Source organism: Meridianimarinicoccus aquatilis (assembly GCF_004358675.1).
Classification (GTDB): domain Bacteria; phylum Pseudomonadota; class Alphaproteobacteria; order Rhodobacterales; family Rhodobacteraceae; genus Meridianimarinicoccus; species Meridianimarinicoccus aquatilis.
Window position 1 is genome coordinate 23,301 of the sequence record NZ_SMZO01000030.1, and the last position, 19,917, is coordinate 43,217.

At 60.3% G+C, this 19,917-nt stretch carries 18 protein-coding genes and 1 pseudogene; 13 read left to right on the forward strand and 6 right to left on the reverse strand.

The features are described from left to right. Positions 1-48 precede the first annotated feature (48 nt). From E2L05_RS13140 to rsmA, 6 genes are read left to right on the forward strand one after another with little or no spacing between them, the layout of a single operon-like run. The gene (locus E2L05_RS13140; RefSeq protein WP_165971755.1) at positions 49-1,212 is read left to right on the forward strand and encodes an LptF/LptG family permease; all 1,164 of its coding nucleotides are present in this window, start codon (positions 49-51) and stop codon (positions 1,210-1,212) included. Then, the gene (gene lptG, locus E2L05_RS13145) at positions 1,209-2,303 is read left to right on the forward strand and encodes an LPS export ABC transporter permease LptG (RefSeq protein WP_133343363.1); all 1,095 of its coding nucleotides are present in this window, start codon (positions 1,209-1,211) and stop codon (positions 2,301-2,303) included. Before E2L05_RS13140 ends, lptG begins: the two co-directional genes overlap by 4 nt. Before the next feature lie 26 nt (positions 2,304-2,329). Next, a complete protein-coding gene (locus E2L05_RS13150; RefSeq protein WP_165971756.1) occupies positions 2,330-4,450 on the forward strand; it encodes an LPS-assembly protein LptD in 2,121 nt (706 codons plus the stop codon). Positions 4,451-4,464: 14 nt separating this feature from the next. After that, positions 4,465-5,697, forward strand: a complete 1,233-nt coding sequence (locus E2L05_RS13155) for a peptidylprolyl isomerase (RefSeq protein WP_133343365.1) — start codon at positions 4,465-4,467, stop codon at positions 5,695-5,697. Between the two features lie 8 nt (positions 5,698-5,705). Then, a complete protein-coding gene (gene pdxA, locus E2L05_RS13160; RefSeq protein ID WP_133343366.1) occupies positions 5,706-6,680 on the forward strand; it encodes a 4-hydroxythreonine-4-phosphate dehydrogenase PdxA in 975 nt (324 codons plus the stop codon). 51 nt (positions 6,681-6,731) lie between these two features. Further along, a complete protein-coding gene (gene rsmA, locus E2L05_RS13165) occupies positions 6,732-7,568 on the forward strand; it encodes a 16S rRNA (adenine(1518)-N(6)/adenine(1519)-N(6))-dimethyltransferase RsmA (protein WP_133343367.1) in 837 nt (278 codons plus the stop codon). An 825-nt stretch (positions 7,569-8,393) separates the two neighbouring features. Here the strand turns inward: rsmA and E2L05_RS21435 are convergent. The 4 genes and pseudogenes from E2L05_RS21435 to E2L05_RS13185 form a co-directional block, all read right to left on the reverse strand. Then, a pseudogene (locus E2L05_RS21435) lies at positions 8,394-8,673 on the reverse strand (DUF4167 domain-containing protein); the annotation flags it as partial. 201 nt (positions 8,674-8,874) lie between these two features. Continuing rightward, a complete protein-coding gene (gene prmC / locus E2L05_RS13175; protein WP_394346555.1) occupies positions 8,875-9,759 on the reverse strand; it encodes a peptide chain release factor N(5)-glutamine methyltransferase in 885 nt (294 codons plus the stop codon). Continuing rightward, a complete protein-coding gene (gene prfA / locus E2L05_RS13180) occupies positions 9,740-10,795 on the reverse strand; it encodes a peptide chain release factor 1 (RefSeq protein WP_133343369.1) in 1,056 nt (351 codons plus the stop codon). Before prfA ends, prmC begins: the two co-directional genes overlap by 20 nt. A 33-nt stretch (positions 10,796-10,828) precedes the next feature. Then, positions 10,829-11,311, reverse strand: coding sequence for a DUF1499 domain-containing protein (locus tag E2L05_RS13185; RefSeq protein ID WP_164685751.1), 483 nt, complete (start codon positions 11,309-11,311; stop codon positions 10,829-10,831). Between the two features lie 116 nt (positions 11,312-11,427). On the opposite strand from E2L05_RS13185, the gene mazG reads away from it, so the two are divergent. Both mazG and E2L05_RS13195 read left to right on the forward strand, forming a co-directional pair. Beyond that, positions 11,428-12,249: a nucleoside triphosphate pyrophosphohydrolase gene (mazG, locus tag E2L05_RS13190; RefSeq protein ID WP_133343371.1), complete on the forward strand. Its 822-nt coding sequence runs from the start codon at positions 11,428-11,430 to the stop codon at positions 12,247-12,249. Between the two features lie 123 nt (positions 12,250-12,372). Further along, positions 12,373-13,389, forward strand: coding sequence for an extracellular solute-binding protein (locus E2L05_RS13195; protein WP_133343372.1), 1,017 nt, complete (start codon positions 12,373-12,375; stop codon positions 13,387-13,389). 272 nt (positions 13,390-13,661) lie between these two features. On the opposite strand, the gene E2L05_RS13200 is transcribed toward E2L05_RS13195, so the two are convergent. Continuing rightward, complete coding sequence (locus E2L05_RS13200; protein WP_133343373.1) at positions 13,662-15,335, reverse strand: ABC transporter permease; 1,674 nt, start codon at positions 15,333-15,335, stop codon at positions 13,662-13,664. Positions 15,336-15,513: 178 nt separating this feature from the next. Between E2L05_RS13200 and E2L05_RS13205 the strand changes: the two genes are divergently transcribed. Further along, positions 15,514-16,461 (forward strand): nucleoside hydrolase, encoded by a 948-nt coding sequence (locus tag E2L05_RS13205; protein WP_133343374.1) that lies wholly within the window; start codon positions 15,514-15,516, stop codon positions 16,459-16,461. Position 16,462: 1 nt separating this feature from the next. Here the strand turns inward: E2L05_RS13205 and E2L05_RS13210 are convergent, their stop codons facing one another. After that, complete coding sequence (locus E2L05_RS13210; protein WP_133343375.1) at positions 16,463-17,257, reverse strand: hypothetical protein; 795 nt, start codon at positions 17,255-17,257, stop codon at positions 16,463-16,465. 285 nt (positions 17,258-17,542) lie between these two features. Here E2L05_RS13210 and minC point away from each other — a divergent pair, with 285 nt between their 5' ends. The 4 genes from minC to E2L05_RS13230 all read left to right on the forward strand — a co-directional run. Further along, a complete protein-coding gene (minC, locus tag E2L05_RS13215) occupies positions 17,543-18,322 on the forward strand; it encodes a septum site-determining protein MinC (protein WP_133343376.1) in 780 nt (259 codons plus the stop codon). Between the two features lie 21 nt (positions 18,323-18,343). Continuing rightward, entirely contained in the window at positions 18,344-19,159 is an 816-nt protein-coding gene (gene minD, locus E2L05_RS13220; protein ID WP_133343377.1) for a septum site-determining protein MinD, read from the forward strand. A gap of 3 nt (positions 19,160-19,162) precedes the next feature. Beyond that, complete coding sequence (gene minE, locus E2L05_RS13225) at positions 19,163-19,441, forward strand: cell division topological specificity factor MinE (RefSeq protein ID WP_133343378.1); 279 nt, start codon at positions 19,163-19,165, stop codon at positions 19,439-19,441. Positions 19,442-19,537: 96 nt separating this feature from the next. Then, a partial coding sequence (locus tag E2L05_RS13230; RefSeq protein WP_208016259.1) for a protein adenylyltransferase SelO family protein occupies positions 19,538-19,917 on the forward strand: 380 nt, incomplete at its 3' end.

Below are 19,917 nucleotides of genomic sequence, written 5' to 3' on the forward strand. Positions count from 1 at the left end.
ATCGTCGCTTGGCCAGAACCCGTTTTCCATCTGCGCAGGATGGGGTATGTGTTCCCTCAAAAGGCAGTAAATTGCGAGGGGCAAAGTTTGGGTCGGTTTGACAGATACATCCTGTCGCACCTATTGCGCGTATTCGGCTTCTTCGCGCTCGTGCTGGTTGGGATCTATTGGGTCAACCGTGCGGTCATCCTGTTGGATCGATACCTGTCCGAAGGTCAATCAGGCGGTATGGTCCTTGAACTGACCTTGCTGAGCATCCCGGCGATCATGACCATCGTGCTGCCCGTGGCCGGTTTCGTTGCGGCGGCCTATACCACCAACCGGCTTCATTCTGACAGCGAACTGGTTGTGGTGCAGGCAACCGGCTACAGCACCTTTCGCCTTGCACGCCCCTTTTTCACCTTCGGGCTGATCCTCGCGGGCTTGATGCTACTGCTCGGGCATCTGATCGTTCCCATGAGCTTCAACAAGATGAGCGAAATCGAAGCGGAACTTGCGGAAGCCATTTCCGCCCGGTTGCTGGTCCCCGGAACCTTTCAAAGCCCCACCGCAGGGGTCACCGTCTATGTCCGAGACATCGCAACCGACGGCACGCTTGAGGGGCTTTTGCTGACGGACCGACGCGAGGGGTTTCGCGAAACAACATACTCGGCGCATCGCGCCCTTCTCGTGCGGCATGACGAAGGGCCACGCTTGGTGATGTTCGACGGCATGGCCCAGACGATCAATGCGAATACGGGGCGTCTGGCGACCACTGTGTATGACAATTTTACAGTGTCCATCGGTACGCTGGTCAACGCCCCCGCCCAAAGACGTCTGGATTACCGGGCCCTGCCCACGCTCACCCTGCTTAACCCGTCGGCCGAGGTGATTGAGCGAAGCCGCCGTAGCGCGGATTTCCTGCTGCGCGAGGCGCATTTGCGCGTCACCGAAGCGCTGTTGTCTGTCGGGGCCGTTCTGGTTGGGTTCGCAGCTCTCATGCTGGGCGGGTTCAGCCGGTTTGGACTTTGGCGGCAGATCCTTCTGGCCGTGCTGTTGGTTGTGGTCGTCAAACTGACGGATAACGCGGCAATTGATATCGCCCGGCAAGCGCCGGAAAACTGGCCGGCCGTCTACTTGTCCAGTATCTTTGCCATGCTATTGAACTTCGGGTTGCTGCTGCTCAGCAACGGGTCCTTTGGCGCCTGGCTTCATCGTAGGCGCGCGGCATGACGCTTCATCTGTATTTCGCGCGAAAGTTCATGACGACCTTTTTGGGGCTCATCGGCGGCTTCACGGTTTTCATGTGGCTGGTGGAATTGCTCGAACACATCCGCCGCTTTGATAGTGGTACGGTCGGATTCAGGCACCTTGCCTATATGGCACTGCTTCATCTGCCCGAAGTTCTGTATCAAATCCTGTCTCTGGTTGTCCTACTGGCAGCGATTGCCATGTTCATCGGGCTTGCCCGCACAAGTGAGCTTGTCATCACCCGTGCAACGGGCCGCTCCGCCCTGCGCAGCCTCGCGGCCCCGGTTTTGGCCGCCTTGCTACTTGGGGTCGGGTTCGTGGCCATCGGAAATCCGCTGGTTGCGGCCCTGTCCAAGGAATATCGTGCGGAAGAAAACCGCCTGCGCGGGTCTGAACGCATTGTCTCGGTCAGCCGCGAAGGTCTGTGGCTGCGCCAAGGAACCACGGAACGGCAAACCGCGATCCATGCAGAGACAGCCAATCTTGACGGAACACAGCTTTTCGGGGTGACCTTTTTCGGCTTCGACCGGCGCGATGTGCCCTTGTTTCGGGTCGAAGGCGATGAGGCCACGCTGACCGATGGTGCATGGCTGGTCCAAAATTCCAAACGGTGGGATTTCACCACAGGCGACAACCCCGAAGCCAACGCCGTGTCTCAGGCAACAAGCTTCATAGCCACCGACCTGACTCGCGACCAAATTCGGGACAGTTTTGGCACACCTTCCGCGATCCCGGTTTGGGACTTGCCCGCTTTCATCGCCAAACTGGAAACCGCCGGGTTTTCGGCGCGCAGTCACCGTGTTTGGTTTCAGTCGGAATTGGCAAAGCCCCTCAGTTTTGTTGCCATGGTCTTGATGGGCGCTGTCTTCACGCTGCGCCACACGCGGTTGGGGCGCACCGGTTTGATGGTGCTGTTCGCTGTTTTGGCCGGGTTCGCGGTGCATTTCACGTCGAACCTTGCCCAGGTCATGGGCGATAGTGGCCAAATCCCCGTCGGCATCGCCATCTGGGCCCCGCCGACAGCCGCGATTCTGATCGCAATCGGCCTTTTGCTACATTTTGAAGACGGATGATGTTTGTGCGAGAAATTCGTTTTCTAATGACCACATTGATCGTCATCTTTTGGCTTGGTTTGGCCGGGTCGCAGAGCTTTGCGCAAGATGTTTCCAATGTCACGGCGCTGGTCGCGGATGTGGTGCAAGTTGACGGAAACGAGCGACTGATCGCCAGCGGCAATGTCGAGATTTTCACTCAAGGCACCCGCGTCCGCGCCTCGCGCATCACCTATGACCGCGCCGCGGATCGCGTGATGATCGAGGGGCCGATCGAGTTGCGCGATGAAACCGGAACGATCGTGCTGGCCGATCAGGCCGATATGGATTCTGGTCTGACCAATGGTATCCTGCGTGGCGCCCGCCTTGTGCTGAACGAGCAAATTCAGGTTGCAGGCGCGGAAATGGCCCGCCGCCAAGGCCGGTTCAACGACTTGCGAAAAGTTGCCGCTTCAAGTTGCAAGGTCTGCGAAGAAGGCGAAACGCCACTTTGGGAAATTCGCGCCAGCCGAGTGATCCATGACCAGACCGAAGGCCAAGTCTATTTCTATAACGCGCGCTTCCGCATTGCTGGCTTTCCAGTGTTCTACATGCCGGCCTTGCGTGTTCCCGATGGAACCGATCCGCGCGTGCGCGGTTTTCTGACCCCGTCCATCCGGTCAACCACAGAACTTGGCACAGGGATAAAGCTGCCGTATTTTGTGCCGCTGGGCGACCACGCTGATATTACGTTGACCCCCTACATCACGGAAAATGACAACCGAACGGTCGAGGGGCGGTATCGTCAGGCTTTCCGCAATGGCGATATTCTGGCCGAAGGGGCGGTCTCTCGCGACAGCCTTTTGCCCGATACAAACCGTGGGTACCTCTTTTTGTCCGGAACGTTCGCCGTTCCCATGGACTTCACGCTTAGCTTCAGCGCCAAGTCTACCAGCGATACGCCATATTTGCGCGACTATGACTATTCAGAGGAGGACAGACTAGACAGCTTCATCTCGCTCAGTCGGATCCGTACTGGCGAACGTATCGAAGGAACGCTCACGCATTACAATTCGTTGCGCGCTGATTTCAACGACGACGATGAACCGAACATCGTAGGCGACGCAAATTGGAACCGCCGGATGCAGGCGCCAGGGCTTGGCGGCTGGCTTGATTTCGATCTGATCGGTCACTTCCATCAACGGGAATCGTCCGAGGATGTCGTCGGGCGGGACATGGGGCAACTTCGCGGGCGCGCGGGGTGGCAACAACGTTGGACCGGGGCCAGCGGAGTGCGATTGGCGGCCCGCGCTGAACTGACCGCCGACGTAAAACAGATCACCGACGACAGCAATTATGACCGCACCCAGACCGGGCTATGGCCTCAAGGCGCCGTAACGTTGTCATGGCCTTTGATGCGACCCTCTGCAGATGGCGGGCACCAGTTGTTGGAACCGGTCGTTCAACTCGCGCACACGGCCGACACAGGAATCGAGTCGGCCAATGACGACAGCACGCAAGTCGCTCTGGATTCTGGTAACCTGTTTGAATTCAATCGCTACCCCGGCCTTGACCGAACCGAGACCGGGACGCGTGTGAACGCAGCTCTGCGCTATAGTATCGTTGATACAAAAGGAATTTCGATCCGCCTGACGGGCGGGCGGATTTACCGGCTCAGCGACACCGATCAGTTTTCTGTAGAGTCGGGGCTATCGGGGACGGAGTCAGATTGGCTAGGACAGATAGATCTCGACATCACAAACACCATCCAGTTCCGGACACTCGCGCTGTTTGACGACACTTTCGATCTGTCCTTGTACGAAGCACGCATTCAGATCAACGGGCCTTTCGGATCTTCGATTTCTTCAAACTATGTCTGGCAGGGTGCCGACACGTCGGCTGATCTCAGTGATGATGTCTCAGAGATCGCAGCGGCCGCCAGAGTGAACATTGGAAGTGCATGGTCTGCCACCGGTGAAGTTCGACGCGACTTTACAGTCGGCCGCACCAATTACTCAGGACTAGGCATCGCATATCAGAACGAATGCATCAGGGTTGATCTTTCTCTGGCGAGAGAGTTTAGAGCCACCACCGACGTGGACCCGACAACCACTTATGGCTTTTCGGTCGAACTTGCCGGATTTGGAAACCAGAACCGGCGGTCCAGCCTTGGCCAGTGTACGAATTGAGGACGTAGAATCGCATGACATCCTTGAACGCCATCGCCCGCCGCCTCACAGCTGTCCTTTTGATGACGGCGACCTGCGCAGGTGCGCCAAGCGCCGCGGCAGCGCAAGGGTTGTTCGATACCGTCGCGCAAGTGAACGACAGCGTCGTCACACGGTTTGAGGTCGTCCAACGCGCCCGCCTGTTCCAGGTCATGCGCCGACCGAATGCCACAGAAGCCTCTGCACTGGAATCGTTGATCGACGACCGTCTGAAAAGCGAGGCCGGCCTTGCCGCCGGGATCATCCCAACCCAAGAGGATATTCAATTCGGGCTTGAAGACTTTGCAGCACGCGCCAACCTGACGGGCGAAGAGATGCTGATCGCCGTGGGTGAGATCGGGATCGAACCTGAAACCGTCCGGGACTATATCACCGTGCTTTTGCTGTGGGGCGAAGTGGTTCGCGAACGCTTTACGGCCCGCGCCCGCCCGTCAGACGCCGAAACCGACCGCGCCATGGCACTCGGCACCGAGACCGGCAATACGCGGGTTCTTCTGTCCGAAATCATCTTGCCCGTGACGCCGGAAACGACTGTCATCACGCAAGAGCGTGCAACGGCCATCACCGAAATGCGAAGTTTCGACACTTTTTCGGCCGCGGCGCGCCGCTTTTCGATTGCACCGTCGCGCAACGATGGCGGGCGGCTTGGGTGGATGTCGCTGTCCGACCTGCCCCCCGAAATCGGCCCCCTTCTTTTGACGTTGCAACCCGGCGATGTCACACAGCCGATCCGGGTTCAGGGCGGTTTGGCGCTGTTCCAGTTCCGCGGCCTCGAAGATCGCCGCCCGCCCCTGGCGGGGTCGGTCACGATCGACTATGCGCTGGTCCGTGTCCCCGGCAGCACGGATCTTGGCGGCGAGCTTGGTCGCATCAGGGCGCTTACCGACCAATGCGATGACCTTTACGGGGTTTTCAAGGGCCAAGGGTCGGACCGACTGGTGCGCGAAACCAAGCCCCGCTCGGAATTGCCCGGCAGTCTAGCGGCGGCACTTGATCGGCTCGATCAAGGCGAGTTGACCGCAATCCCGCCGCAGATCCCCGGCGCAAGCGGCAGCATCGTCATGATGTGCGAGCGGTCACAGATCCAGGACGAAGATCTGAGCCGCGAAGAGGTGCGCCGCCAATTGTTTGCCCGGCGTCTCGAATCTTTTGGGGATGCGTATCTTGCTGAATTGCGCGCTGCCGCCTTTATCGAGTCAGATCTGTGACGCAGGAAATGCGCCCCATTGCGCTGACCTGCGGCGAACCCGCTGGCGTCGGGCCGGAACTGGCCGTGAAAGCATGGGAAACCCTTGGCGCGCGTCTGCCCTTTGTCTATCTCGGTGATCCCTCGCATCTTCCGCAAGGCACTCCGGTCGCCGAAATCAGCCAGCCAGAACAGGCGCTGTCCGTTGTTGGCCGTGGCTTGCCGGTGCTGGCGCATGACTTTGGGGCGCCCGCAACACCGGGCACACCCGTCCCGGACCATGCCAAACACGTCATAGCCACGATCGAAACCGCCACACACCTTGCCCAATCCGGCGCGGTGTCTGCGATCTGCACCGGGCCTATCAATAAAAAGGCGCTCAAGGACGGGGCGAATTTCGCACATCCCGGCCATACAGAGTTTTTGGCGGCATTGGCGGGTGTCGATCAGGTCGTGATGATGCTGGCCTGCCCGCAACTGCGCGTTGTTCCGGCAACCATCCACATTGCCCTGTCCGAAGTGCCAAAGGCGCTGACAGCGGACGGGTTGCGCACCACGCTGAAAATCACACATGCGGAACTGCGCAAGTACTTTTCACTCAAAAACCCGCGCATTGCCGTGGCGGGACTGAACCCCCACGCGGGTGAAGGCGGCGCCATGGGGCGCGAGGAAATTACCCTGATCACACCAGTGATCAACGACCTGCGCGCAGAAGGTCTGGCCATCAGCGGCCCGCATTCCGCCGACACAATGTTTCACGATGCGGCACGCGGCCACTATGACGCAGCCGTGTGCATGTATCACGATCAGGCGCTGATCCCGATCAAGACGCTGGATTTCGCGGGGGGGGTGAACGTCACGCTTGGCCTTCCGTTCATTCGAACCTCGCCAGATCATGGCACCGCCTTTGATATCGCGGGCAGCGGCCGTGCAGATCCGTCCAGCCTGATTGCTGCGCTGAAGATGGCGCAGGACATGGCCTTTGCCAGCGCCGTGCGCGTCTAACCGCCAATCAGAGCTGCCACTCAGGTTGTCTAACATTCTTGGAGCCGTTCCATGGCCACCATCGACCCCCTTCCCCCGCTGCGCCAAGTGATCAACGATCACGGCCTCAGCGCGCGCAAGTCGCTTGGCCAGAACTTCCTTCTGGACCTGAACCTGACCGCCAAGATCGCTCGCCAAGCCGGTGATCTGACTGGCGCGGACGTGCTGGAAATCGGGCCCGGCCCCGGCGGGTTGACCCGCGGGCTTTTGGCCAGCGGCGCACGCCGCGTGCTGGCGGTCGAAAAAGACTCGCGGTGCATTCCCGCCCTTCAACAGATTGCCGACGCCTATCCCGGTCGGCTCGAGATCATCGAAGGCGACGCCCTGTCAATTGATCCCCTGTCGCGGCTGACCCCGCCGATCCGGATCGCGGCGAACCTGCCCTACAACATCGGTACCGAACTGTTGGTGCGCTGGCTCACGCCAAAAGCATGGCCACCGTTTTGGGAAAGCCTGACATTGATGTTCCAACGCGAAGTGGCGCAGCGCATCGTCGCACAGCCCGGCAGCAAGGCCTATGGCAGGCTGGCGCTGCTGGCACAGTGGCGCTGTGATGCGCGGATCGTGTTGGACCTGCCGCCACAAGCCTTCACACCGCCGCCCAAAGTCAGCTCTGCTGTTGTTCATCTGACAGCCCTGACAGAGCCGCGCTTCCCGGCTGACCCGGCCATCTTGTCACGCGTGGTCGCGACGGCCTTCAACCAGCGGCGCAAGATGCTGCGCGCTTCGCTGCGCGGCCTAGCACCCGACGTCGAAGATCGCCTGAATGCCGTCGGCATCGCGCCCACGTCTCGCGCCGAAGAAATCGGTCTGGAGCAGTTCTGCGCCCTCGCCCGCCAGTTCGAGTGACACAGGGCTGCAACCGCTGGACAGGCGAGCGCGCATACAGCGCCTGACCACGAAGTCCGCACTGCCCCTCCGCACTGCCCCCATGACATGAAAAAAGGGCCACAGGTTTCCCCGGCCCTCTTTCCAAATCACGCTTCTAAAGCAGCGACGTTTATTCGGCGGCTTCCGATGGCTTGTTGTCAGCGTCATCAGAAGGGCTTTCAGAACCGCTGTCACCGTCACCGGGCGCGTCTGCCGCTGGCGCAACCTTTGGCGCGCGTGGCTTGCGCGGCGCACGTGGTTTGCGCTTTGGCTTTTCCTCGGCCTTGTCTTCTGGTGTTTCAACCAACCCGGAATCGACCGGTTCCGCTGATCCAGTTTCCGCCAGATCGAGAACTTCTTGCGCCTTTTCCTGCGCAGGCGCAGCTTCGCGCCGTGCACGCGGTGCGCGCTTGCGTCGGGGTTCGGGCTGGGGCTGATCGGGCTGGGGCTGATCGGGCTGGGTTGCCGCCTCAGGGGCGCTCACCTGGGTGTCACCTGAACCACTTTCAGCAGCTACAACAGGTTGCTCTGCCGGGGACGGCGCAACGTCAGCCACCGGGGCGTCTTGCGGCTGTGGGTTTCGGGGGCGATTGTCGTCCCGCTGGCGTCCTTCGCCGCGATTTTCACGCGCCTCACGCCCGCCATCCCGGTTACGATCATTCCGGTCGTGACGCTCACCACCGTTCTGATTGCCACCCTGCGGACCGTTGTTGTTCTGGCCATTGTTGTTCTGGCCGTTGTTGTTCTGGCCGTTGTTGTTTTGGCCGTTGTTGTTTTGGCCATTATTTCCAGCGTTGTTCTGCTGCTGGGCTTCCTGCTGTTCGCGGCGGGCCTCTGCCTCGCGCTGCGCCTCGCTGAGCATGCGTGTGTAATGCTCTGCGTGTTGCTGGAAGTTCTCGGTTGCCACACGGTCATTACTGAGCTGTGCGTCCCGCGCGAGTTGATTGTATTTCTCGATGATCTGTTGCGGCGTGCCGCGCACTTTGCCTTCCGGCCCAGAACTGTCGAAAACGCGGTTGACGATATTGCCAACCGACCGGTTGCGATTCGGCTTCGAGCGCGAACGTTGTTTGGATGATCTCATAAGAAGGTATTCTCGACCTTGTTGCTGCCTGCAGCGCGTCTGGGCCTAACCTGAGGCCATGTTCATGCGAACGGCTGAAAAATTTGGCTTAATGTCAGGGGGCACCCGATATGGTGCGCCACCCATCTGACCCTTTGTGTAAAACATGCGTCACCCGGTCTGACAAGCAGATTCTTGCAACGTTTGGCGGGAAAACGCCCATCATTTTGCAAAATTATGCGCCAGGACCACGCGGTCGCGTGAATCCAAATCCGGTAGAAGTTGAACATTTTCCAATCCACCCGCTGCGGCCAGGTCGGAAACCTGCGCGCCCTGGGTTGGGCCAATCTCCAGCAAGACCCGCCCGGTTGGGGTCAAAAGCCCGCGCAATGCCGGAATGATCGCGCGATAGGCGTCCAGCCCATCCCCCCCCGGACTAAGCGCCATATGCGGCTCCCAATCCAGAACGTCTGCTTCAAGATCAGCCATTTCGCTATGGGTGACATAGGGCGGATTTGACACAATAAGATCGAACGGCCCCTCTAGCGCGCCTGCCCAACCTGGCCTGGTCCAGTCACCAAGTTGAAATGTGGCGCGCTGCGTCAGCGACAGCGCCTCTGCATTGCTCCGCGCAACGGCAAGCGCTGCTGGCGAAGCCTCAAGGGCGCACCCCGTCGCATCAGGCCACTCAGCCAGAAGCGTCAGCAAAATACATCCGGACCCGGTGCCCAAATCCAAAATACGCAATGCCGGTTTTTCAAGCGCGGCGGCGATCAAGGTTTCTGTCTCTGGGCGCGGGTCCAGCACATCGGGCGTCACATTGAACCAACGCCCCCAAAACTGCCGCCCCCCGACAATCTGCGCCACAGGCTGACGGCGCAGCCGTGCCTCAATCGCGGCCTCAAAACGCTGTACCGCATCGGCGGTCAACGGGTCCTGCAGATGAAGCGTAAGCCGGGCACCGGGCACCCCCATCACAAAGGCCAGCAACCGACGCGCATCGGTTGCAGGATCGGGCAACCCCGCATCGCGAAGCCGCGTGCGTCCAGCAGAGAGCACATGCGCCGCAGTCCCGGTCACAAACGCCTCACAGGGCAAGATCGGCAAGCCGGGCCGCCTGATCGTCGGAAATCAGCGCATCAATGAACTCGTCCAATGCGCCCTGCATCACTGCATCCAGCTTATACAACGTCATGTTGATGCGATGGTCACTGACCCTGCCTTGGGGAAAGTTGTAGGTCCGGATACGCTCAGATCGGTCGCCCGACCCCACCTGCCCCTTGCGCGTCGCCGCACGTTCCGCATCGGCCCGGCTGCGCTCCATGTCATACAGCTTGGTTTTCAAAACCTGCAACGCAATGGCCCGGTTCTGGTGTTGGGACTTTTCCGAAGACGTAACGACAATGCCCGTAGGGATATGCGTAATTCGAACAGCCGAATCGGTCGTGTTGACATGTTGACCGCCCGCGCCCGACGCGCGCATCGTATCGATCCTCAGATCGTTCTGGTCGATGCTCACATCCACATCCTGCGCTTCGGGCAGAACAGCCACAGTCGCGGCGGATGTGTGGATACGCCCCCCGCTTTCGGTTTCGGGAACGCGCTGCACCCTGTGCACGCCGGATTCGTACTTCAGCCGGGCGAACACGCCCGCCCCGCCGATCCGCGCGACCACTTCGCGAATGCCACCCAGATCGCTTTCCGTCAGTTCCAGAACCTCGAACCGCCAGCCCCGCAACTCCGCATAGCGTTGATACATCCGCAGCAGATCACCCGCGAACAACGCCGCCTCGTCCCCGCCGGTGCCCGGCCTGATCTCGATCATGGCATTACGATCGTCGGCGGCGTCTTTCGGCAGCAAGGCGATGCCAAGCGCATGCTCAACCAATGGCAACTGCTCGGTCAAGACCGGCAATTCATCTTCGGCCAGTGCACGCATTTCCGGATCGTTCAACATGTCTTCGGCTTCGGCTATGTCAGCCACAAGCTGGCGATAGCGACGCACTTCTTCGACAACGGGCCGAAGATCGGCATATTCACGGCCAAGCGTCGCCATGTCGGCGCCAGATGCGCCATCGGCCATCTTTGCTTCGAGGTACTCAAAGCGGGCAACAATCTGATGAAGGCGTTCGTCAGGTATCATGGACAAGGCATGTGAAGTGCCGCTTGGCCGGGGTCAAGCCCCGGCGCTGCGGATCTGGCCGATCCAGTCTTCCAACCGGGCCCGGTTCGCGCCCATATCCGACGAGCCAAATCGCAATCTGGAATAGACCGCAAGCCTGGCACCGCTATCTTCCGCCGGGACGGTCCGCACGGAAATATAGTCAGGAAACCGCCATAAATCAGACCGTGCAACATACGTGACAAAGCCGTCGTCAACAGATCCGGCGATCCGTTCCACATGCGGCGTATTCAGGGCGATACGGTCAAAGGCCGCCAACAACTCGGCCGGAGACATGTCGAACACCGGACCAGTCGATTGGCCACCCTCTGGTCGCATAAGATAGTACCCGGAAAAGGACGGTGCGCTGACAGTCAGTGGATCGACGTGCCACTGCGCCGGGTCCGTCGGCGCAATTCGCACCCAAACCGCAAACCCAAGCGCCGCAAGCACACAGATCCCGACAAGAGCTTCCAAACCAAACAATATCACGCGCATCTCCACATCCTTTCTCAATATGATGTACTTTTGGCATAGGAAAGCAACTGGCCTGCGGGCTGGACATATATGACCCGCGCGGGTCATCACAGCGCCAAACCAAACGGGAACCTGCAATGTCCGATCTGATCACTGACCCAAATGGCGGCATGCCGCGCCTTCTGACCATCATGCGCGCTTTGCGCGACCCGGAAACCGGATGCCCTTGGGATATCGAACAGGATTTTGCCACCATTGCGCCCTATACGATCGAAGAGGCCTATGAGGTGGCGGACGCCATTGCACGGCGTGACTGGGGCGATCTGCGCGGCGAACTCGGCGATTTGCTGCTGCAAGCGGTGTACCATGCGCAGATGGCCGATGAAGCCGGGCACTTCAACTTCGATGACGTGGTGCGCAGTGTGGCCGACAAGATGGTCGCGCGGCATCCCCATGTCTTTGGGAACGAAAGCCGCGACAAGTCGGCCGAGCAGCAGACCGCCGATTGGGAAACCATCAAGGCCACAGAACGCGCAGCGCGGGCGCGCAAAGGTGTGCTCGAAGACGTGGCCCTGAATCTGCCCGCGCTCATGCGCGCCGAAAAGCTTCAAAAACGCGCCGCCCGCGTCGGGTTTGACTGGCCGGACGTGTCGCATGTGCTGGACAAGCTGGCCGAAGAAAGCGCCGAACTGGTCGAAGCGCAAGGCAACGCAGACCCAGCGGCAATTGCAGATGAGTTTGGTGATCTGCTTTTTGTTGTTGTGAACCTTGGGCGGCATTTGGGGGTCGACCCGGAAACCGCCCTGCGCGGCACCAATGACAAGTTCACCCGCCGTTTTGCCGCAATCGAATCCCGCTTGGCGGAAACGGGCCGAACACCGCAAGATGCAACGCTCGACGAAATGGACGCGATCTGGACCGAAGTGAAACAAGCTGAAAAGGCTGCTGCCTCATCATGACCACGCTAAATTTTGCGTGAAGTGTCGCTGTCGCGTTGACCTGAGTGTTTTAGTCGTGTTTAAGCGCGATCAGATACTCGACTAAAAGAGTCGCGTACACCCAAGATCAATCAGGAGCCTTCGATGCTGCGTCACCTTCACTATTCCCTCAGCGCTCTTTTGCTGCTCAGCGCCGCGTTGCCTGCGCTGGCCGATGTGAACATCTATTCAGCCCGTCATTATGACAAAGATGACGAACTGTACGACGCGTTTACCGAAAAAACCGGCATCGCTGTGAACCGGATCGAAGGCGACAGCGACGAATTGATCGCTCGCATGCGCGCCGAGGGTGCGAACAGCCCGGCCGACATCTTTCTGACCGTGGATGCCGGCCGCATGTGGCGCGCCGACGAAGCAGGTCTGTTGGCACCGATCAATAGCGACGTGCTGAATGCGCGCATCCCTGCCTACCTGCGTCATCCCGATGGGCACTGGTTTGCCATGTCGCAACGTGCGCGGGTCATCTTTTACGCAAAAGACCGAGTCGAAACGCCCCCCGCCACCTACGAAGCTCTGGCCGATCCCGCCTATGAAGGTCAGGTTTGCATTCGGTCCTCCTCCAACGTGTACAACCAATCGCTGCTTGCCTCGATCATCGCCGTTGACGGCGAAGAAGCGGCAGCAGACTGGGCAAAAGGCGTTCGGGCGAATATGGCGCGCGAACCCCAGGGCGGCGACACGGACCAGTTGCGCGGGATCGTGTCTGGCGAATGCGATATCGCTGTGGCGAATACCTATTACTTCGTGCGCGGCCTTGCCGAGAATGTTGACGGCCTGTCCGACGACATCGACAACATCGGATGGGTTTGGCCGAACCAGGGAGATCGTGGGGCGCACACGAACGTGGCCGCCGCAGCCGTCCTGAAAACAGCCCCTAACCCCGAAGAAGCCGTGGCGTTCCTCGAATTTCTGACGACCGACTACGCGCAACAGCACTTTGCCAACCAAAACTACGAATATCCGGCCGTGCCCGGCGTGGCGCTTGGTGGCGACGTGGCAAAGCTTGGCCTCTTTGTGCCGGACAACACCACCGGCGTGGCGACTTATGGTGAAAATGCAGCCGCAGCGCAGCAGATTTTCAACACGGTCGGCTGGCCCTGATCGAACAGTCCCCAACGGGCAAAGCACCAAGGGCCGGACCGTAAAGGTTCGGCCCATTTTTTGTGGCCGCGATGACACGCACAATCAAACCGTGACGGCTTTACACCCCGCAAATCTCCTGACGGATGCGGTCAATACCGGCAAAGCCAGCACGACAAGTCCAAGATGCGCCCCCGCAGGCGAAGCCTGCCACGCCCAACGGGATGAGACATGTCACCATGTCGAAGACGGGCGGGAGCCACCCCTGCCCAAATTCCAACGACGCCCCGCGCTTAGCCCGCGCGGATCGCAGTGCCTTGCGCAGCGGCAAATCCGGCGCTGCGGGTTTCACGATCCAGCGTTCTGCACAGCAAAGCGACAGGGATCAGACCGATGGCAACCAAGACCAGCGATGGCACCGCCGCCTCGCGCAGGCGTTCATCTGATGCCAACCGGTGAGCCTGCACCGCCAGCGTCTGAAAGTTGAAAGGGTGCAAAATCAACGTCGCGGGCAGCTCTTTCATCACATCCACAAACACGATCAGCAACGCCGTCAGAACACTGGCCCGTGCCGCAGGCAGGTGAATTCGCCCCAACAGCATCGGCCCCGACCGCCCAAGGGACCTCGCCACCGCATCGTGATGCAGCGGCACAGTCGCCATGCCGCTGTCATAGGCGTTCAACGCTGCCGCCATGAACCGCGCCATATAAGCAAAGACCATCAACCAGATTGACCCGGTGATCAGCAAGCCCGTGTCGACCCCGAACCGCGCCTCCATCATCGCATCCAGCGCATTGTCGAACCGCGCAAAGGGCACCATCAGACCCACCGCGATCACGCCGCCCGGCACCGCATACCCAAGCCCAGCGCCAATAACCAAGCCCCGCGACAGCTTCCCAGGCCTGACACGGGCCCGAAACGAAATCATCACCGCCCCCAACACCGTCAGAACCGATGCGATCCCCGCAACCGTCAAAGAGTTGCTCAAGAGCGCCTGATAGCGCGGATGCAGGATATTCTGCCCGCTATCCATTGCCATGACGCCCAGCATCACCAGTGGCCCCACGAACCCGATCAGGACCGGGAATGCACAAAAGGCCGTGGCGGCCCATCCCGCCGCGCCGGTCAACTGCGTCTTGCCCATGGCATCGAATCTCGGCCCGTTCCCGGCGGTACGCGCGCGCCCCCGACTTGCCCGTTCCAATCCCGCCACCAACAGAGCGAACATCAAAAGGCACAGCGCAAGTTGCGCCGCCGCCCCCCGGTCCCCCACGGAAAACCATGCCTGATAAATGCCGGTCGAAAACGTCTGCACGTTGAAATGCGCAACAGTGCCGTAATCGGCGATCGTCTCCATAACCGCCAAAAGCGTGCCGCCCGCAATCGCCGGGCGCGCCATTGGCAAAGCCACACGGCGAAAGGCCCCCATGGGCGTCTCTCCCAGCGTTCGCGCCACCAGATACGCATTGGCCGATTGCTGCCGAAACGACGCGCGTGCCAGCAAATAAACGTATGGGTAAAGCACGATGGTCAGCATCACCGCCGCCCCGCCAAGGCTGCGCACTTCGGGAAACCAATAGTCGCGCGGTCCCCAGCCCGTGACGGCCCGCAAGGCTGTCTGTACCGGGCCGGGATGATCCAGCATCGCGGTATAGGCATAGGCCAGAACATAGGCGGGAAAGGCCAGCGGCAGCGCCAGCGCGATCTCAAGCCAGCGCGCGCCGGGAAACCGGTAGACTGTCACCAGCCATGCGGCCCCACTGCCAATCACCGCTGTGCCGACTGCGACCAGCGCCACAAGTGTCAACGTCGTGCGGACATATCCGGGCAGGACCGTGGACAGCACATTGCGCCATGTTCCCAAATCACTGCCAAAAGCCGCCAGCGCGGCGGCAAAGATGGGCAAGGTACAAATCGCCAAAACTGGCCAAGCCAGCCACAGCAGCAGTCTTTCGGCACGGGACATCGGCGCTCCGATCCGGGGTATACGCGCGGTAAGCGCGTGTTTTTCGAGGGCTTGTTTACTGTTTCGCTCGGAAATAGGGCGGCTCCCGCTGCCTCGCAACCGCTTTCTGCGCGCAGCCCTTTCCAATGGCGCGGCTCCATGCATAAATCCTGCACCGCCAGCAGACCGAGGGATCCCCATGACCAACGCAGCCCGCAAGATCATTATCGACACAGATCCCGGCCAAGACGACGCCGTGGCGATCCTGCTGGCATTGGCCAGCCCAGATGACATCGACGTGCTCGGCATCACTGCCGTCGCAGGCAATGTGCCACTGGCACTGACTGCAAAGAACGCGCGCATCGTCTGCGAACTGGCCGGTAAACGTAACGTGCCAGTTTTCGCAGGGGCCGACCGCCCCCTAATACGCACCCTGCGCACGGCGGAACATGTGCATGGCGACAGCGGGCTCAACGGCCCTGCCCTGCCCGATCCGACAATGCCGTTGCAAGACATGCATGCGGTTGATTTCATCATCCATACCCTGCGCCGCGAAGCGCCCGGCACCGTGACCTTGTGCCCGCTCGGCCCGCTGACAAATATCGCACTGGCGTTGGAAAAGGCCCCGGACATCGCCGCGCGTATCGCCCATATCGTTCTGATGGGCGGCGCATATTTCGAAGTGGGCAACATCACTCCCGCAGCCGAATTCAACATCTACGTTGATCCGGAAGCAGCCCGCACCGTGTTTGCCTGCGGCGCGCCCATCACCGTGATGCCGCTGGATGTCACCCACAAGGCGCTGACGACGCGGACGCGCGTAGATGCATTTCGCGACATGGGCACACCGGTAGGTCGCGCCGTGGCGGAATGGACCGACTTTTTCGAACGGTTCGACAAGCAGAAATATGCAAGTCCCGGCGCGCCGCTGCACGATCCCTGCGTGATTGCGTGGCTGATCAAGCCCGAGCTGTTCAAAGGCCGTCACATCAATGTCGAAATTGAATGCGAGTCGGACCTGACGCGCGGCATGACAGTCGCGGATTGGTGGGGTGTCACCGACCGCACCCCTAACGCCACTTTCATGGGCGATGTGGATGCGGACGGCTTCTTTGCGTTGCTTACGGAACGGATCGCCCGGCTTTAGCCTAGCCCCGGCGGTCAGCCGTGCGGCGGCGCAAACGGGTCAGTCCCAAAGCGCCCAAGCCAGCCGCCAACAGCGGCAGGGCCGCTGGAACGGGTACGCTGGTCACAAATGCCGTCCCAAAGCTCTCGCTGTAGAATTCGATGTAACGCCCCTCGCCATCGGCAATCGTGGTGGTGAACACACCGCCCAACAGGCTCTGGCTATCAGATTGCATTGTCTCTCCGGCAACACAGGGCATCAGTGCAGGAAGAAACGACTCCGCGCAGCTTTCTGAAAGCAGAAAGTCGTCCAACAGCACGTCAAACGCATCATTTTCGACGTAAACGCCCACTTCGGAATAGGTGTATGCCCCGGCATAAGACGCGCCGACCAAATCAGCCCCAACATAATCCGCAAAACTGTCGGCAAGCATGCTGTATGTCAAAGTAAACGTCAGATCGGCTCCGGTATCGTTGAAAATATCGACAGTAAGAAACGAATCCGACGTGGCATAGGCTTCGCCATAAGGCGCTGAGGCAGAGCCAGACACTTCCGAAAAGCCCGAGCCCGTTAATCCAACCATATCAATGATAACGCCTGCATCTGCAAACGCCGTTGCCACCCCGAACGCGTCAAACAATGGCCCCACGCTGTCATCGAAAATATCGACCAACGGAAGGGCGGCACCGCTCAGCGTTGCAGATGCGGTCAGCGAGGACGACGCGCTGAAACTCGCCGCCGATGCGGCGGAACTTAACAGCGGCAGCCCAAGCAAAAGGCCGGTCGTCGCTCCAATGGTCACCAGTACTTTATGCATAGCCCGTCCCTTGATTCACGATCACGCACAACCTTTAGCATGCTTTTTCAGTTAATCTCTCTCTGAATTACCTGCCAAAGCCGCGGCACCATAAAGCGACGCGGCGGCGATGAACTCCGCCAAGTTCAACCACGAACAGCGCCCCTTGCCTCACTGGCCCGTCTCGGCCGACAATTGCCGACTTCAGGGGAAAGTTGTGAACGGCTACGCGTTGCGCTTCGCCTGCAGCATGATACTACATACGCAAGAGCGCGCAGAAGCCCGCCAGAGCAGTAAGGAAGACCCGTGAATTCTCACACCCCGACAGACAGCCGTGACGCGGCCGTCGACACCGCTCCCGCGCCATTTAATCTGCGCAGCCGGTTCATTACCGCCGTGGTTGTGAAACTTTCCGGCCCGGTTGGAGAGCCGTTTTATTCGGCTTTAGACCTGATGATCCGACAGGCGCCGCATTTCTTCGTGGGTGCGCCTCTGGTGATTGATGTCGAACTTGCAAGCTCCCTTCAGGACAAGGCCGATTTCCTGCGTTTGGCACGCGAAATGCGCAATCGCCGCCTGTTTGCCATCGGCATCCAGAACGGCACCGAAGAACAATCCGTCGCCGCGTCCCATGCTGGGCTCTTGGCGTTGCAAGGTGGCCGCGACACCGCGCTTGAAGCGAAACGCCCCAAAGATCGCACAGCGCAGGCCCCCGACAGCACCAAAGTGCCTGATCCCCCCCAAGACCCAGCCAAAGTCGAAACCCTGATTGTCACAGACCCTGTGCGGTCCGGCCAACGGGTATTCGCTGGCAATGGCGACCTGATCGTCGTGAACTCGGTCAGTGCCGGTGCTGAACTGGTGGCGCACGGCAATATCCACGTCTATGGCGCCATGCGCGGACGCGCCTTGGCAGGGGTCAACGGCGACACGGCAGCCCGCATCTTTTGCCAAAGCCTAGAGGCCGAGTTGATCGCAATTTCAGGCCTTTACAAAACATCTGACGACTTTGACCCGTCGGTTTTGAAACAGCGCACGCAGGCGTATCTGCAAGACGACACCCTGTGCCTCGATATTCTCAAATAGCCATCAAGACAGGATAGATCCGTGAGCAAGATTATTGTTGTTACCTCCGGCAAAGGCGGCGTCGGAAAAACCACATCGACCGCCGCCATCGGTGCCGGGCTCGCCATGCGCGGCAAAAGCACATGCGTCATCGATTTCGACGTGGGCTTGCGCAATCTCGATATGATCATGGGGTGCGAACGCCGCGTTGTGTTTGACTTCATCAACGTCATCCAAGGCGAAGCACGGCTCAATCAGGCCCTGATCAAGGATCGTCGCCTTGAAAATCTGTCGATTCTGCCCGCCTCGCAAACACGCGACAAGGATGCCCTGACCAAAGAGGGCGTTGAAAAGGTACTGAACGAATTGCGCGAGCAGTTCGACTACATCGTTTGCGACAGCCCGGCCGGGATCGAACGCGGCGCGCAACTGGCGATGCATTTCGCGGACGAAGCGATCGTCGTGACCAACCCCGAAGTTTCTTCGGTGCGCGACAGCGACCGGGTTCTGGGTCTTCTCAGCAGCAAAACCCACCGTGCCGAAACAGGCCAGGACCCGATCAAACCGCACCTGCTTCTGACCCGCTACGACACGGCCCGCGTTGCCAAGGGCGAGATGATGCCGCTGGAAGACGTGCTTGAAATCCTTGCGATCCCGCTGCTTGGCATCGTTCCCGAAAGCCCTGCGGTTCTGCGCGCATCCAACGTCGGTACGCCCGTTGTTCTGGAAGGCAAATCCCCCGCCGCCAGTGCGTATGAAGACGCCGTCTCGCGGCTCATGGGCGAGCAGATCGAAATGCGCGTTCAACGGCCCGAACGGCCCGGATTGCTGTCGCGCCTCATGCGCCGGGAGGCCTGATCAATGCTCGGATTTTTCCGCCGCACGCCGCGCCCCGACACATCCGCCGGCGCCGCGCGGGATCGCTTGCAGATCCTGCTGGCCCATGAACGTTCCGGGCGCACCAGCCCCGAAGTGCTGCCGTTGATTCAGCGCGACATCCTTGAGGTGATCAAAAAACACATGCGCATCAGCGACGACAGCGTTGATATCACGGTTGAACCGGGCGACGATTTTTCGACGCTCGAAATCAATATCGAACTGCCCGGCACCTCTGGCGCCCGCCGCGGCATCCCTAACTGACCATCGCAAATCCCGGCTCCGGCGCGATGCAGCCGGGGCCGCCCCCCTTTCGCCGCGCCTCGCCGCGCCCTATCTTCAGGGAAACGAAAGGCGCCCATGACCCTGCACATCCCCTTCGACAACAGCTATGCCCGCCTGCCGGACCGGTTCTACAATCGCCAGCAGGCCGAACCCGTGCGCGCTCCCGGCCTGATCGTGGTCAATGCCGCGCTCGCGCAAGAACTTGGCATCGATGCACAAGCCTTGGCAGAGCCCGCAGGCGTTGCCGTTCTCGCAGGAAACACAGTCCCCGACGGCGCAGACCCACTGGCACAAGCCTATGCCGGGCACCAGTTTGGCGGCTGGAACCCGGGCCTTGGCGACGGGCGCGCCCTGCTTTTGGGCGAAGTCGTGGACAGGCACGGCCGCCGCCGCGACATTCAACTCAAAGGGTCCGGCCGCACGCCCTTTTCGCGAAGCGGCGATGGCCGCGCCTG